Annotated in this window: 16 protein-coding genes; 13 read left to right on the top strand and 3 right to left on the bottom strand. The window is 32.8% G+C overall.

Annotated elements, in window-relative coordinates; genetic code table 11:
- The first annotated feature begins 234 nt into the window (after positions 1-234).
- The 13 genes from ACFS3A_RS04250 (at position 235) to ACFS3A_RS04190 (ending at position 10022) form a co-directional block, all read left to right on the top strand.
- Positions 235-732 carry a TlpA family protein disulfide reductase gene (locus ACFS3A_RS04250; protein WP_379824101.1) on the top strand — a complete coding sequence of 166 codons (498 nt, stop codon included), beginning with the start codon at positions 235-237 and terminating at the stop codon, positions 730-732.
- A 97-nt stretch (positions 733-829) separates the two neighbouring features.
- Positions 830-1582: a triose-phosphate isomerase gene (tpiA, locus tag ACFS3A_RS04245; protein ID WP_379824100.1), complete on the top strand. Its 753-nt coding sequence runs from the start codon at positions 830-832 to the stop codon at positions 1580-1582.
- Positions 1583-1792: 210 nt separating this feature from the next.
- The gene (gene prmA / locus ACFS3A_RS04240) at positions 1793-2626 is read left to right on the top strand and encodes a 50S ribosomal protein L11 methyltransferase (protein WP_379824099.1); all 834 of its coding nucleotides are present in this window, start codon (positions 1793-1795) and stop codon (positions 2624-2626) included.
- Positions 2627-2663: 37 nt separating this feature from the next.
- Complete coding sequence (locus ACFS3A_RS04235; protein WP_057118487.1) at positions 2664-2939, top strand: ATP-dependent Clp protease adaptor ClpS; 276 nt, start codon at positions 2664-2666, stop codon at positions 2937-2939.
- A gap of 65 nt (positions 2940-3004) precedes the next feature.
- Positions 3005-4276, top strand: a complete 1272-nt coding sequence (locus ACFS3A_RS04230) for a sterol desaturase family protein (protein WP_379824097.1) — start codon at positions 3005-3007, stop codon at positions 4274-4276.
- Between the two features lie 9 nt (positions 4277-4285).
- Positions 4286-4969, top strand: coding sequence for a lysoplasmalogenase (locus tag ACFS3A_RS04225; RefSeq protein WP_379824096.1), 684 nt, complete (start codon positions 4286-4288; stop codon positions 4967-4969).
- Positions 4970-4984: 15 nt separating this feature from the next.
- Complete coding sequence (locus ACFS3A_RS04220; protein WP_379824094.1) at positions 4985-5434, top strand: 2-dehydro-3-deoxyphosphooctonate aldolase; 450 nt, start codon at positions 4985-4987, stop codon at positions 5432-5434.
- Between the two features lie 2 nt (positions 5435-5436).
- Positions 5437-5805 carry a hypothetical protein gene (locus tag ACFS3A_RS04215; protein WP_379824093.1) on the top strand — a complete coding sequence of 123 codons (369 nt, stop codon included), beginning with the start codon at positions 5437-5439 and terminating at the stop codon, positions 5803-5805.
- Between the two features lie 847 nt (positions 5806-6652).
- On the top strand, positions 6653-7471 hold the full coding sequence (kdsA, locus tag ACFS3A_RS04210; protein WP_184163646.1) for a 3-deoxy-8-phosphooctulonate synthase: 819 nt from the start codon (positions 6653-6655) through the stop codon (positions 7469-7471).
- A gap of 18 nt (positions 7472-7489) precedes the next feature.
- Positions 7490-8395 (top strand): hypothetical protein, encoded by a 906-nt coding sequence (locus ACFS3A_RS04205; RefSeq protein WP_379824092.1) that lies wholly within the window; start codon positions 7490-7492, stop codon positions 8393-8395.
- Between the two features lie 102 nt (positions 8396-8497).
- Positions 8498-9172, top strand: a complete 675-nt coding sequence (locus tag ACFS3A_RS04200; protein ID WP_379824091.1) for a YiiX family permuted papain-like enzyme — start codon at positions 8498-8500, stop codon at positions 9170-9172.
- A gap of 87 nt (positions 9173-9259) precedes the next feature.
- A complete protein-coding gene (locus tag ACFS3A_RS04195) occupies positions 9260-9712 on the top strand; it encodes a hypothetical protein (protein ID WP_379824090.1) in 453 nt (150 codons plus the stop codon).
- Between the two features lie 4 nt (positions 9713-9716).
- Positions 9717-10022 (top strand): hypothetical protein, encoded by a 306-nt coding sequence (locus ACFS3A_RS04190; protein ID WP_379824089.1) that lies wholly within the window; start codon positions 9717-9719, stop codon positions 10020-10022.
- Between the two features lie 137 nt (positions 10023-10159).
- Here the strand turns inward: ACFS3A_RS04190 and ACFS3A_RS04185 are convergent, their stop codons facing one another.
- From ACFS3A_RS04185 to ACFS3A_RS04175, 3 genes are all read right to left on the bottom strand, one after another.
- Positions 10160-11551 (bottom strand): M20/M25/M40 family metallo-hydrolase, encoded by a 1392-nt coding sequence (locus tag ACFS3A_RS04185; RefSeq protein ID WP_379824088.1) that lies wholly within the window; start codon positions 11549-11551, stop codon positions 10160-10162.
- 166 nt (positions 11552-11717) lie between these two features.
- Positions 11718-13637, bottom strand: coding sequence for a discoidin domain-containing protein (locus tag ACFS3A_RS04180; protein ID WP_379824087.1), 1920 nt, complete (start codon positions 13635-13637; stop codon positions 11718-11720).
- Between the two features lie 28 nt (positions 13638-13665).
- Positions 13666-14442 (bottom strand): glycerophosphodiester phosphodiesterase family protein, encoded by a 777-nt coding sequence (locus ACFS3A_RS04175; RefSeq protein WP_379824086.1) that lies wholly within the window; start codon positions 14440-14442, stop codon positions 13666-13668.
- Positions 14443-14446 lie beyond the last annotated feature (4 nt).

Raw genomic sequence — 14446 nt, 5'->3', positions numbered from 1 at the left:
ATTCTTCAAATCAAAAATTCAATCTTTTTTTTGAATTCAAAAAGCAAGGTTAAAAAAATTACCTGATTTTCTCCTGTACTATTACGTTTTCATTCCTGCTTTTGTAACCAAAATTTAACTTATTGTTACAAAACAAACGAGTCTTCAAATTTTGTTAATCTCCATTTGGCTTTCAAATTGTTTGTTTAACTTTGTGAATTCAGTACTTAATTTTAAAAATAATTTATTTTACATATGAAACAAATTGCTTTAGTAGTAATTGCATTTATTACCTTTTCTTGCTCACAAGCTCAAAAAACAGCTTTTTCTAAAGAAGCTCTATCTGAAAAATTATTAGGAACAGACGATAGCCAAACTACCTTTAAAAACATCTTAAAAAAATACAAGGGCAAAACTTTAGTTATCGAAGTTTGGGCTTCATGGTGTGGTGACTGCGTAAAAGCAATGCCAAAATTAAAAGAATTACAAGCTAATAATCCTGATGTATCTTACTTATTCATTTCTGCTGATAAAACTGCTGATAAATGGAAAGCCGGAATTGAAAAACACGAATTAAACAAAGGCGATCATTATATGATGAATGACGGAATGAAAGGTCTTTTCGGAAAAGCTATCGATCTGGACTGGATTCCAAGATACATTGTTGTAGATAAAACCGGTAAAATTGTGCTTTATCGCGCTATCGAAACAGATTTTGCTAAAATTGACGAAACTTTAAAATCATTGAAATAATTTTTCAATAACAATATCAAATTTCAATGTCAAAATTCAATTTCAATTTTGACTCCCTTCAAAAACAAAAAATTAAAAAATAATAAAAACTACCAAAATGAGAAAATCGATTGTTGCAGGAAACTGGAAAATGCATAAAAATGCGGCGCAGACTGAAGAATTATTAAACGAATTAGTAGCTAAAATTCCAGCTAAAACAAATGCACAAGTAATTGTAGCTCCAACATTTGTAAACTTACAAGCTGCTGCTGCAAAATTAAAAAATACCACTATCGGCGTTTCTGCTCAAAATGTTCACCAGGCAGAAGGCGGTGCTTTTACTGGAGAAATTTCTGCTGATATGTTAACTAGCATTGGTGTTAACACTGTAATTTTAGGTCACTCTGAGCGTAGAGCTATTTTCAACGAAACAGATGCTTTAATCGCAAACAAAGTAGATACTGCTTTAAAACATGACATGACTGTTATTTTCTGCTTCGGAGAAGAATTAAAAGACCGTCAGTCTGATAATCACTTCAACATTGTTGAGAATCAATTACGTGACGGATTATTCCACATCGCAAAAGAATCTTGGTCAAAAGTGGTTTTAGCTTATGAGCCAGTTTGGGCTATCGGAACTGGAGAAACTGCTTCACCAGAACAAGCACAAGAAATGCACGAATTCATTAGAGAAACGATCCGTAAAGCTTTTGGAGCTGAAATCGCTGATGAAGTTTCTATTTTATACGGTGGTTCTGTGAAACCTGAAAACGCAAAAGAAATCTTCTCTAAACCAGACGTAGACGGTGGTTTAATTGGAGGTGCTGCTTTAAAAGCTGATGATTTCTTAGCAATTGTAACAGCTATCTAAATCTTTTTTTTTCAACAACAGATTAAAAGGATTCACACAGATTTCTTTAAAAAAAATCCTTTTAATCTTTTAATCTGTGGCTAAACAATATAAAGCGATGTATTAAACATCGCTTTTTTTATGCTTTAAATTATTCTTAAATTATCAATGTTCTTATAGATTTTCAAGCAACTTTTACTTTGTATTGTTACCTTTGCAAAAAATTTATTTATGTCAAACATCTATTTAGGATATCATTTTACTATTGAACCAAAAGAATTGGGTTCAGAAATTTTAGTGGCAGAATTGGGCGAAAAAGCGTTTGAAAGTTTTACAGAAACAGAAAATGGAATTTCGGCTTTTGTGAAGAAAGATTTATGGGATGAGAATATTCTGGATGATATTTATATTTTGCAATCGCAAGAGTTTAAGATTGAATATACTATCGAAGAAATCGATCAGGTAAACTGGAATGAAGAATGGGAAAAGAATTTTGAACCTATTGATGTTGACGGAAAATGCCACGTTCGCGCTCCTTTCCATCCAAAAACTGATGCTGAATTTGATATTTTAATTGAGCCTAAAATGAGTTTTGGAACGGGCCATCACGAAACGACTCATATGATGATTCAACATTTACTGGAAATGGATGTTAAAGGTTTAAAAACTCTTGATATGGGATGCGGAACTGCAATTTTGGCAATTTTGGCTGAAATGAAAGGCGCTGAACCTATTGATGCCATTGATATTGACAACTGGTGTTATTTGAATTCTATCGAAAATGCCGAACGCAATAATTGCAAACACATCAGCGTTTATGAAGGCGACGCTGCTTTATTGGCCGGTAAAAAATACGATTTAATTATTGCCAACATCAATAGAAATATTTTGTTGAATGATATGCAGGCTTACGTCGACGCCTTAAATCCTAAAGGTATTATCCTTTTTAGTGGATTTTATGAAGAAGATATTCCATTTATTGATGCTTCCTGCGTTGAAAAGGGTTTAACTTATGTTAAAAAGCTTCAAAGAAACAACTGGGTATCTTTAAAATACGTAAATTAGATATTGATAATCAAATCAGTACAAAAACTTAAACAAAATGAGTACTAAAGAAAAAGTTAGAGAAAGAATTCGCGAGAAAGAAGCAACGGGTTTCAATAACGAAATTATCGTTTACAATGATGATGTAAACACTTTTGATCACGTAATTGACACTCTTATGCGTGTTTGCAGCCATACAGCCGAACAAGCTGAGCAATGTTCTTTAATTGTTCATTACAACGGAAAATGTACCGTAAAAACAGGACCTATTGACAAATTGAAACCACAGTGTACACAACTTTTAGAAGCTGGACTGAGCGCTGAAATTGTCTAGATTGAAAATATTTTAAAAAACATTCTATTTTATTTTATATTTGAAATAAATAGAATGTTTTTTTTATGGAGGAATATGGAAAAATATTGATTATTGCAATGCCTGTTTTTTTGACCTTAATTATCATCGAAAAAATATATGGCATTTATACTAAAAATGATACGGCACCTCTTATTGACAGTGTATCAAGTATTAGTTCCGGAATTACCAATTCTGTAAAAGATGTTCTGGGCTTAAGCATTACATTTCTTTCTTATGAATGGCTGGTTTCCAAAATTGCTCTGCAACATTTAGAAGCCAATGTCCTCTCCTACTTTATTGCTTTTTTTGTGATTGATTTCTATGGTTATTGGAGTCATCGATTAGCTCATCAAATTAATTTTCTTTGGAACAAACATGCGATTCATCACAGCAGTGAAGAATTTAATTTGGCCTGCGCGCTTCGACAGCCTATTGCGAGTTTGGTCAATTTATTTACTTTTTTATTGATTCCGGCTGCTTTATTGGGTGTTCCTCCTTCTGTCATAGCCATAACGCTTCCTATTCATTTGTTTTTGCAATTTTGGTATCATACCAAACACATTAAAAAAATGGGATTTGTCGAGCATATTTTAGTTACTCCATCACATCACAGAGTGCATCATGCCATTAATCCGGAATATCTGGATAAAAACCATTCGCAGATTTTTATTTTCTGGGATAAACTGTTTGGCACGTTTCAGGAAGAATTGGAAGATGTTCCTCCTGTATTTGGAATTACCAGACCTGCAAATACCTGGAATCCCATCAAAATAAATTTTCAGCATTTAAGTTTATTGATAAAAGATGCCTGGTGCGCTCCAAAATGGAAAGATAAATTCACCATTTGGTTTAAACCAACAGGATGGCGTCCTGAGAGCTTTGAAGAAAAATATCCCGTAAACAAAATCGAAAATGTTTTTGACTTTGAAAAATACGGAACACAAAACTCTCAAAGATTAATATATTGGTCTGTAATCCAGATGCTGATTACCTTATTATTTGTTAGTTTTCTTTTTGACAATATTGCTAAGATTGGGCTTCCGAACATTTTTGTTTACGGCTTTTTTATTTTTGTTACCATTTATAGTTATACAGAATTAATGGATAAAAACAGATTCGCTGTTTTATGGGAAAGCTTAAGACTAGGCATCGTAATCTGCATTATAAGCTATTATGGAGACTGGTTTGGTTTAAATAATGTAATTCCAATTGGTAATTATATTATTTTTACATATTTAATACTATCAATTATAATGACAGTATATTTTATTCGTTTTGAATTTAAAAACCAACCAAAACCCATATATAATTCATAATCCCCTATTATGAGAAACTCTTCATTTTTTAAAATTTACATAGCTTTCAGCATTGTATATCTGGCCATTCTGGCGCTTGGTTATGAACGTTTCGATCTGTTTTTGAAACCCATTTTAATACCAATTCTTGGATTTGGAGCTTATTTCTACAGAAAATTTCCAACTCAGAATACCCTTTTGATTGCCCTTTTATTTTCCTGGATTGGAGATGTTATTCTGCTTTTTACAGATCTTGGAGAAATATATTTTATAATAGGGTTAGTCTCTTTTTTAATAGCACATATTCTGTATTGTATCCTGTTTAACAAACAAAACAGAGTTAGAAAAAAACAAAACAAAACCTTTTTTGTAATTGGAAGCGTCTTGATTGCAACTTACTTAATCGGAATGGTTTCGGTTTTAATGCCGCATCTTGGCGATCTTGAAATCCCGGTTTCTATTTATGCAACAGTTATTTCAATCATGCTTTTATTTGCTTTTAACGGACTTTTGGTTTGGGAAAGACCTGGAAATCTTTTGGTATTTTTAGGAGCTTTTTTCTTTGTGGTTTCAGATAGTATTCTGGCAGTAAATAAGTTTTATTACCCAATTCCAAAAAGTTCCTTTTTGATAATGATTACTTATCTTCTGGCACAATATCTGATTGTACTTGGTATTTTAAAACTAAACCCAAAAAAAGTAAAAGAACAATAGTCTATAACATTTCTCATGAAAAAAATAACTCTTTTAATTGTTTTATTAATTATCGTTTCTTCTTGTGTAAGTACAAAATCAACATTAAAAAATGTAGATGATAATGCGCCTGATTTGGTTCTAAAAAGAGACAATACTTTTGTCATTACTCAATTTGCAAAAGATCGAAAATACGGTTACGATCCTGATTATCCAGTCAATATTTTTTTTCAAAATACTAATAGCGAAACATTAAACGAAACCCGTTTTCTAAATGCTCTTGCCGGACCAAGTGGCGAAAAAATCACGTACACAAAATTGGAAACCTGTTGTCCGTTTCCTACCAAAAGAAGTAATATGGGCGCCGGATTTTTAAATGTCTACGAATTGACTTGGGAAGGGCAAAAAAAACCGATTAAACTTTATCTGAATATCTATGAAAAAGGGATTTTGATGGTTCCTATGGGATTGAGGCTGAAACAATAAACATGTTAAGAAAAACATTCCTTATCTTTTCACTGCTATTACTTTTCTGTGCAGGATTCATCACGTTGGGATTGTATTTAATGGAAATTGAAGATCACTATGGTGATTTGCAAGAAGTTTACTTTGAATCTCAAAATGGAGATTTAATCATAAATAAACAAAATCAAACATTCGGTATAATTTCGAAAAACTGGAGAAGATCAAATGTCATAACAAAACAAAACGATACGCTGGATTTATGCGACTTTATTAGACAAAATAAATATGAAATCCTTAGAATTGAAAAAGAACTTGCTTTGAATGATTTAACATTTGAAAAAATTATCAAACTAAAAAACGAAAAGTCAGCAAAATCTATTATAAATAATTAATTATGATGAGAACTAAGGCTACTTTTAAAATTATGATCCTTTTATGCCTCTTTATTTTTCCATATCATATTGCTGTTCTCTGCATTAATTCTGATTTTTCATCATCAATAATTCCTGGTTGGCATACTACTATTATTCCCGGACAAATACTTTCTAATTCAATTAAGTTTCTTACCCTTATTGCAACTGTAATTTGTTCCTGGAAACTTTCTAAAATCAAAGATCAAATAACTTTAAAGACTTTTATTGTTTATCTTTTATTTACTATTCCTGCATTGTTTATTGGAAGAATTAGTCTTTATGAACTAATTTCATTCAGCTCTGAAGATATTATAAATCGTATCCGAGTTGTAGTTTTTATAAATATTTGTTTGAATATTTTATTTTTTATTGGTCAAATCTATTTTTGGAGGCTTTATATTCTATCCAAAAGATCTTCCAGTACTAATAATTTAACTTAAATTTTCTTAATCCTCTTGAAATGACAATTCTGTTAATCGGTTTTAAATAAAAAATCACTGAGAGTAATAATACATGATAAATATCATTTACCAATTTCTTTTGATATCCTAATATTGCCGCCAAATAAGAGATTACGATTTTAGATAATTTTTCATAATTCCCATAAAGCCTAGCCCTGATAGCAGCGGAAATCATTTTTCTCTAAAACTTATTTTTTCCTGGCTGGGCAGAGCGACCGGAGGAAGCTCCTGAACAGACTTTGGGAAAAAAAGTTTTAGAGAAAAATATTGGAGCGGATAGCAGGAATAGCTTCATAAAATAATCTTAAATCTTAATCTCAAACTCATAAATCATAACTACCTTTGCACTGTCAAAAAATCATATTATGAACATACAACATATTCCACAAATTAAGCATACTGACAGCGGAAATTTCTTTTTATTGGCGGGGCCTTGTGCCATCGAAGGAGAAGAAATGGCGCTAAGAATTGCTGAAAAATTGGTTGGTATTACCGACAATCTTCAGATTCCTTATGTATTTAAAGGATCTTTTAAAAAAGCAAACCGTTCCAGAATTGACAGTTTCTCCGGAATTGGTGACGAAAAAGCTTTAAAAATCTTAAGAAAAGTATCTGAAACTTTTCACGTTCCGACTGTTACTGATATTCATACAAACGAAGATGCCGATATGGCTGCGCAATATGTAGACGTATTGCAAATTCCAGCTTTCCTTGTTCGCCAGACAGATCTTGTTGTTGCAGCTGCAAATACTGGAAAAGTGGTAAACTTAAAAAAAGGACAATTTATGAGTCCTGAAAGTATGAAACATGCTGTACAAAAAGTATTAGACTGTAATAACGAAAATGTTATGGTTACAGATCGCGGTACTATGTTTGGCTATCAGGACATGATTGTTGATTTTAGAGGAATTCCTACTATGCAGCAATATGCTTCTACGGTTCTGGATGTTACACACTCGTTACAACAACCAAATCAAACTGCAGGAGTTACAGGCGGAAGACCTGATATGATTGAAACCGTTGCTAAGGCTGGAATCGCAGTTGGAGTTGACGGAATCTTTATTGAAACACATTTCGATCCTGCAAACGCAAAAAGTGATGGTGCTAACATGCTTCATTTAGACTATTTCGAAGGTCTAATGAATAAATTAGTGGCTATCAGAAAAACAGTTAATGCATTTTAATTTATAATACTAAGTTCTTTGAAAACAAAAATTTTATTTTTCTTACTAGCTTGTGTTTCATTAAACACATTTGCTCAGGAAGAAATACCTGTACAAAAATACGCCGCTCACAATAAAGGTAAATTCTTTGTGATGTGGGGTGGTAACAGAGAAAGTTACTCAAAATCTGATGTAAACTTTAGAGGTAAAGATTACAATTTTACGGTTGAAGATATGAGAGCGCATGACAAACCAAAAGGCTGGCATGTAGATTACATCAATCCTGCTAATATGACAATTCCTCAGACAAACCTGAGATTGGGTTACTTTTTTAGTGATCATTACAGTGTTACCATTGGTGTTGACCACATGAAATATGTAATGTCACAGAATCAGATTGCAAATGTTACTGGAAACATCAATTTACCTTCAGATGATCCTGCATCTATTTACAATGGTAATTACAACAATACTCCTGTTGATATGTCTCAAGGAGGCGCTAAAGAAGGTGGTTATGGCAATGGTGAAATAAATACAAACGGTCCGGCTTTTTTAATGTATGAGCATACAGATGGTTTGAATTATATTAATACTGAAGTTGCCAGATTTGATGATATTTCTAAATGGTTTGGCTTACCAAATATTGATAAAGTTCAGATTAACTTAACTGAAGGTATTGGCGCCGGGGTTTTGTATCCTAAAACCAATACTACACTTTTAGGAAAAGAACGTCACGATGATTTTCATGTTTCCGGTTATGGTGTTTCTGCAAAAGCAGGTCTTAACATTACTTTCTTCAAGCATTTCTATGTACAAGGAGAGTTAAAAGGAGGTTATATCAACATGCAGGACATTAAAACCACAGCAAGCAATGAAGATAAAGCTTCTCAGCACTTTACTTATTTTCAACGAATTATTGCTGTTGGAGGGATTTTCAGAATCTAATAACTGCTGAAAAATATATTTAGAAAAATAGCTGTCATTTTATTTGGCAGCTATTTTTTTTATTATTTACTTTGTAACTCAAAGTACTTTAATTATCATGTTATGAAAAATAAAAAGTTTCTATTTCCGTTAATCACATTCATTATCAGTTTTGGATGCGCCTTATTCATTAGTTTAAAGGTCTTTCCAAATAATCCGTTTACAGGAAATAAACAGGAAAAAATAATAACGAGTAAGTACAAAGATGGTGATGTAATTTTTCAGACATCGGAATCCAAACAATGTGAGGCAGTTCGTATCGCTACTAATTCTAAGTTTTCGCATTGTGGGATTATTTATGATATAAATGGAAAATGGTTTGTTTTTGAAGCCGTTCAACCTGTAAAACTGACTCCGCTGGAAGATTGGATCAAACATGGAAAAGACAGCAAATATGTAGTGAAAAGACTGAAAAATGATAGTGTTTTGAAACCTGAAGTTTTACAAAAAATGAAGGATTACAGTCAGCAATTTGATGGCAAAGAATATGATGCTTATTTTGAATGGACAGATAACAGAATTTACTGCTCCGAATTGGTTTGGAAAATTTACAAGAATGCTGCCGGAATTGAATTGTCAAAACTTCGTGAATTGAAAGAATTTAATTTAACTGACCCAAGGGTTCAAAAAATACTAAAAGAACGTTACGGCAATGATATTCCGCTGGAAGAGAAAGTTGTTGCTCCTTCTGATCTTTCTGATTCTAACTTATTAAAAACTGTTATAGACACCTATTAAATAGCAAAAAGCTGGTTGATTTATTAGTACTAGCTTTTTTATTTACTAATTAACTTTGAATTTCAAAGAACTTTTAAAAATATAATTATGAGAGATTATTTAATTGAGAAATTGTATGAATGTTCTAAAAAACCGTATCAAAAATATTTTAAGAAAAATGAACCCTGGGAAATTGATAAAACCAAATTATTAAGCTATCCGGAAAACAGTTTAGGATTGGGCTTAGGAAATTTTCTTTCCCGAAATCATTTTGATATTCAGGAAAAACTGGAAGATCACGATATTATTCATGTTTTAACCAATACAGGAGTTTCTGTTTACGAAGAAATCGGAATGCAGTATTATCTGTTCGGAAACGGAAAAAGAAGTTTATATCTCTATATGGTGATTTTAACGGGAACAATCTTTTATCCGAAGCGGCTAAAATACTTTATTCAACAATTTAAAAAAGGAAAAAGTGCACTTCCTTTTCATTATCTGGACTTTTCGAAAATGCTTTTAATTCCTGTTCAATCTATTCAGCAAACCTTTAAAATATAATATTATGAAAACAATTGATAATAAACCATTCAAAGAAACTCAATCAATTGAGCTGGCAATTGGTTCATTTATAATAACAACTGTGCTTTTTGTTTTATACATTATTTCAAATGAAAGTCCGAATGTTTTGGTTATTGCATGGCCGTTTGCTTTGTTTGCAATAATTGTAAACCTCATCATGTTTGTTCATTTGGCAGATAGATTTATTCATTTACCTCAGCAACGTAAAGAAATTGGTATTAAGATTCTATTGTTACTTTCTAATATTCCAATCACATTTTTTTATTATTTGATTGTGATGAAGCTTTAAATCTAAAATGAATCATTCTGAAATCAACGGATTAAAATCCTTTGTTACAATATAGGGTCATCCTATGAAATTATTCATAAACAAAAAAATAGGCTGTCATTGCTGACAGCCTATTTTTTATGTCGATTTTTAAAATCTTAATTTGCTTTTGGTAATTCAATTCCTGTTTGGTCGATTAAATAAACCAAAGAAGTCATTGTTGCAGCACCCAGTTCTAACTCTCTTTTGTTGATGGCATCAAATTTATCATTTGCTGCGTGGTGGTAATCAAAATAACGTTGTGAATCTGGTTTTAAACCTGCTTTAACGATCGCTTTAGAAGTTAAATGGCTAATATCTGAACCTGCATGTCCGATTGTAAAACTATGTACTAAATAAGGTTCGAAAAAGTCTTTAAACCCTTGTATTTTTTTCACATTTGCATCATCAGCTTCAATTGAAAATCCACGTGGAGAAAACCCTCCTGAATCACTTTCTAAAGCAAAAATGTGGTTTTCGTTCTTTTGCTTTGACACTTCTTCGTATTTCGCACCACCTTTTCCACCGTTTTCTTCATTCATAAATAAAACTACACGAATGGTGTTTTTAGGTTTATAATTCAGATTTTTAAGAATTCTGATTACTTCCATACTTTGCACTACTCCTGCTCCATCATCATGAGAACCATCAGCCAAATCCCAGGAATCTAAGTGACCGCCCACAACCATAATATTATCTGGATTTACAGTTCCTGTTAACTCTCCAATTACGTTATAAGATAATGCATCCGGCAAAGTCTCACAGGATTGTTTGAAATAAAACTTTAAAGCTGGATTTACTTTTAAAGATTTACTCAATAATTCAGCACCATTTGTACTAATTGCTGCTGTAGGAATATATTTTTCTTTTGGCAAATCACCATAACTCTGATTTCCTGCGTGAGGAAAATCGTCTAATCGTAAATTCATTGAACGAACAATTGCTCCAACTGCTCCCAGTTTGGCTGCTTCTTTTGCTCCGGCATATCTTTGGTCAACACAAGCACCATAAGAGGTAAAGGTTTCAATATTTTCAGGATTCATTGGTCGGTTGTAAAAAACAATTTTACCTTTTACTTTATCTGCACCTAGTTCATTAAGTTCTTTTATTCCCTGAACTTCAATCACCTCAGCAGTAAGTCCTGTTTTCGGAGTCGCCACAGAAGCTCCCAAAGCACAGATTGGAATGTTGGTTTTTACTTTTCCATCTAAAATATAAGCGGTTTCTTTTTCGCCTCGAACCCAATGTGGAACCATTACTTCCTGAAGATATACTTTATCTAATCCAAGAGATTCTAATTGTCTTTTTGTGTATTCTACAGCTTCTGCAGCACCTTTTGAGCCAGATAAACGAGCTCCGATGTCGTTAGATAAATATTCTAACCATGAATAGCATTTTGCTTCAGTTAAAGCTTTTTTATAAAATAATTTGATGTTTTTTTCGTCATTTGTCTGAGCAGATGACAGCAATCCGTTTAAAACTAAAGCAGTTAAAAGAATCGTTTTTTTCATATTTTCTATAGTAATTTTGGAGTTTATTCTGCCTTTGGCATATTCACAAAGGAACAAAATTCTTTACAGGAAAAGGATATTTTCTTCAACCTTTTCTCAAAAAAAAGCTCCAATTACAAATTCAGTAATTTGTAATCGGAGCTTTTAAATTATTATAAAATAAAAACTATTTTACTTCGATAATCTTATTTTTTGTACCAATACCATTTTCATTAAATGGCTCAATTGTGAAATAATATTTTGTTCCTTTATCTAAACCTCTAAAATCGTATGTATTGTCGCCATAAACCATAATACTGTTGTATAGTTTATCCGGAGTAATTCCGTAGTAAATGTTATAGCCAATTGCATCATTTTGTTTTTTCCAGGAAATCATGGCGTTTCTGGAATCTGCTTTTTTTCTGTCAACTTTAAATGAAGTTACTGCTTTTGGTTTTGCTGCTAATCCGTTTCCGAAAACTCTGAAATCAGAAATAGCAAATAAACCTGAGGCGTTGTGGATGTTTTCCATTTTGATGTAACGCGCTTTAAATGGCTTTGTCAATTCTACATAATCATGTGGAGCATCTTTATCGTTTTTAGATTTATCGACTACCAAAGTCCAGTTTTGAGCATCATCAGACATGAAGATTTTATACTGGTAATAAATATCCATTGCTTTATTATACTGCGTTGCTTTATGATCTGCATAATTAATCTGCAGCGCTTTAATTTCCATTGATCTTCCCAAATCCATTTGAAGCCATTCGCCCGGATTACTAGTTTTTGCCGACCAATATGTTTGAATATTTTCATCGGTCAAATTCTCAGGACCATAACAGAACTTCTCATACACTTTTTTACCTCCGTTATCCATTCTGTGTGTTTCCACTTCCATACATTCTTCAGAAGAAGAAACCGTTACAGGCTTTTTGTATGAAAGTAACATCCAGCCAGATGAGGCCCCTTTGGTTTGATCACGTTCGCTTGTTGGCAATACAATTGGAAAATCTCCGTAAGATGTTATAGAATACATTACATCATCTTTATCAAATCCAGCAGGAAACATATCGATACGACGCTCAAAACGATCTTTTATTGAAATTTTACAAGTTCCGGTATTCCAATAATTTCCGTAGTTATCGGCAAAAGTATTTCCGTGTCCTGCACCAATTACAAATCCGCCTGGTTTATAGGACATCGGATTATGTTTTTGATAGGTAAATGGCCCTAACGGATTATCTCCAACATGAACCCCATTTGCATAACCTTTAAATTCGGTTGCCGGTGCTCCGTATTGCATATAATATTTTCCGTTGTGTTTGGTCATCCAGGCTCCTTCAATAAAATTCCCCCAAGGTGCGGGTTCCATATCATTGTTTGGTCCAAAACGCTCCCAACCATGAGCAGAGGGATCTAAAATTGCCACTTCTTTAATTTGACCATACGGTTTTTGAATATCTTCTACTTCTGTAGCTTTATATAATGTAGCATAATCAGCCTGATTTCCTTTTGGAAGCCAGGTATTGTAATCAACTTCAACACCTACAAGAGGTAGTTTTCCGCTTGAACCGTAATACATATATACTTTTTTGTCATCATCCTGAAAAATCGCTGGATCCCAGGTTGGAAGCATTGCTTTGTCTACATGACGTGTCCATCTTCCTGATTTTGGATCGGCTGTTTTCCAGATTGGATGATCTCTTTTCCAGGTTGAACCAACGTAAAACAAAGTATCATTTACAACCCACGCTGCCGGTGCACATTGGTCGTCATCGCCCGGCTGTCTTTGGAAACTTCCGTAAACAAAATTCCAGTCTGACATGTCTTTACTCCAAAAGAAACCGGCCTGATTCGTAGCAAATAAATAATATTCGCCTTTGTAAGTTATAATAACCGGATCCGCGCTTGAACGGCGTGATTCCGGAATTCCGTTGTGATTATGAGTGGTATAATTGTAACCAATATTGATTGGATTACAATAAGTAGTCGCTGGTTTATTAGGATCAAACCATTCTGTTTTACCTATTTTTTGTGCCAAAAGATTGTGACTAAAAAGAATCACAAATAAAATTGACAATGCAGACAGTTTATATCTTTTTTTCATTGTTTGATAGATGTTAGTAAGCTGCGGATTATTTTTTGATTTTTAATCTTTCACTTAAAAGTTCGGGTTCGTTTGTCGTAATGTAATTGAATTTGTGGTCTATAATCCAATCCATATCTGAAGTTTCATTTACAGTCCAGGCATTTAGAATTATGTTATTATCCTTTGCTTCCTGAATCCATTCGGGATGTTTTTTGAAGACGGAATAATGATAATCGACACCATTAATATCATCTGCTTTAACTTCTTTTGGAGATTTATTTCCTTCTAAATATTGCAATGAAGTTTTAGCATCTACTTTTCTGATTGTTTTTAGAATGTCATAATCAAAACTGATGTAGCAGGTGTTTTTATTGGCTTTTAATTTTTTAATGGTTTCGACTGCTGCTACAGCAGTTTTTTGTCCTCTTTCTTTACTGATTTCCGAAGGTTTTATTTCGCAGACTAAAAGTGTATGTTTATTGTTTCTTTTTCCTTCTGAGATATACTCGTGCAGCGTTGGAAGTTTTTCTCCGTTTGAAAGTTTAAATTTTATCAAATCAGCGTAATTTGTTTCTTCAATAAGCATTTTATTGTAATGTGCATCGTGATTGATCACAAGCGAATCATCAGCAGTTCTCCAAACATCAAATTCGGAACCCGGCAGTTTTAAGTCAATTGCATGTCTTAATGATGCAATAGAATTTTCCGGCAGATTATTCTTTTTCCATGCGCCACGATGTGCTACAATGGCATTTTTCTGTGCATTACACAAAGAAAAAACAAGTACAAAAACTAATGAACTTACTATTTTAAAATTCTTCATTACA

Origin of the sequence: Flavobacterium notoginsengisoli (assembly GCF_042686225.1) — a bacterium.
Taxonomy (GTDB): Bacteria; Bacteroidota; Bacteroidia; order Flavobacteriales; family Flavobacteriaceae; genus Flavobacterium; species Flavobacterium notoginsengisoli.
Note: the sequence above shows the minus strand (reverse complement) of the source record. Positions and strands in the feature narration are given on the sequence as shown.

Excerpts from the sequence above, each read along its gene's own strand:
- ACFS3A_RS04250 (WP_379824101.1), top strand. The coding sequence starts at position 235 with ATGAAACAAATTGCTTTAGTAGTAATTGCATTTATTACCTTTTCTTGC.
- tpiA (WP_379824100.1), top strand. The coding sequence starts at position 830 with ATGAGAAAATCGATTGTTGCAGGAAACTGGAAAATGCATAAAAATGCG.
- prmA (WP_379824099.1), top strand. The coding sequence starts at position 1,793 with ATGTCAAACATCTATTTAGGATATCATTTTACTATTGAACCAAAAGAA.
- ACFS3A_RS04235 (WP_057118487.1), top strand. The coding sequence starts at position 2,664 with ATGAGTACTAAAGAAAAAGTTAGAGAAAGAATTCGCGAGAAAGAAGCA.
- ACFS3A_RS04230 (WP_379824097.1), top strand. The coding sequence starts at position 3,005 with ATGGAGGAATATGGAAAAATATTGATTATTGCAATGCCTGTTTTTTTG.
- ACFS3A_RS04225 (WP_379824096.1), top strand. The coding sequence starts at position 4,286 with ATGAGAAACTCTTCATTTTTTAAAATTTACATAGCTTTCAGCATTGTA.
- ACFS3A_RS04220 (WP_379824094.1), top strand. The coding sequence starts at position 4,985 with ATGAAAAAAATAACTCTTTTAATTGTTTTATTAATTATCGTTTCTTCT.
- ACFS3A_RS04215 (WP_379824093.1), top strand. The coding sequence starts at position 5,437 with ATGTTAAGAAAAACATTCCTTATCTTTTCACTGCTATTACTTTTCTGT.
- kdsA (WP_184163646.1), top strand. The coding sequence starts at position 6,653 with ATGAACATACAACATATTCCACAAATTAAGCATACTGACAGCGGAAAT.
- ACFS3A_RS04200 (WP_379824091.1), top strand. The coding sequence starts at position 8,498 with ATGAAAAATAAAAAGTTTCTATTTCCGTTAATCACATTCATTATCAGT.
- ACFS3A_RS04195 (WP_379824090.1), top strand. The coding sequence starts at position 9,260 with ATGAGAGATTATTTAATTGAGAAATTGTATGAATGTTCTAAAAAACCG.
- ACFS3A_RS04190 (WP_379824089.1), top strand. The coding sequence starts at position 9,717 with ATGAAAACAATTGATAATAAACCATTCAAAGAAACTCAATCAATTGAG.
- ACFS3A_RS04185 (WP_379824088.1), bottom strand. The coding sequence starts at position 11,551 with ATGAAAAAAACGATTCTTTTAACTGCTTTAGTTTTAAACGGATTGCTG.
- ACFS3A_RS04180 (WP_379824087.1), bottom strand. The coding sequence starts at position 13,637 with ATGAAAAAAAGATATAAACTGTCTGCATTGTCAATTTTATTTGTGATT.
- ACFS3A_RS04175 (WP_379824086.1), bottom strand. The coding sequence starts at position 14,442 with ATGAAGAATTTTAAAATAGTAAGTTCATTAGTTTTTGTACTTGTTTTT.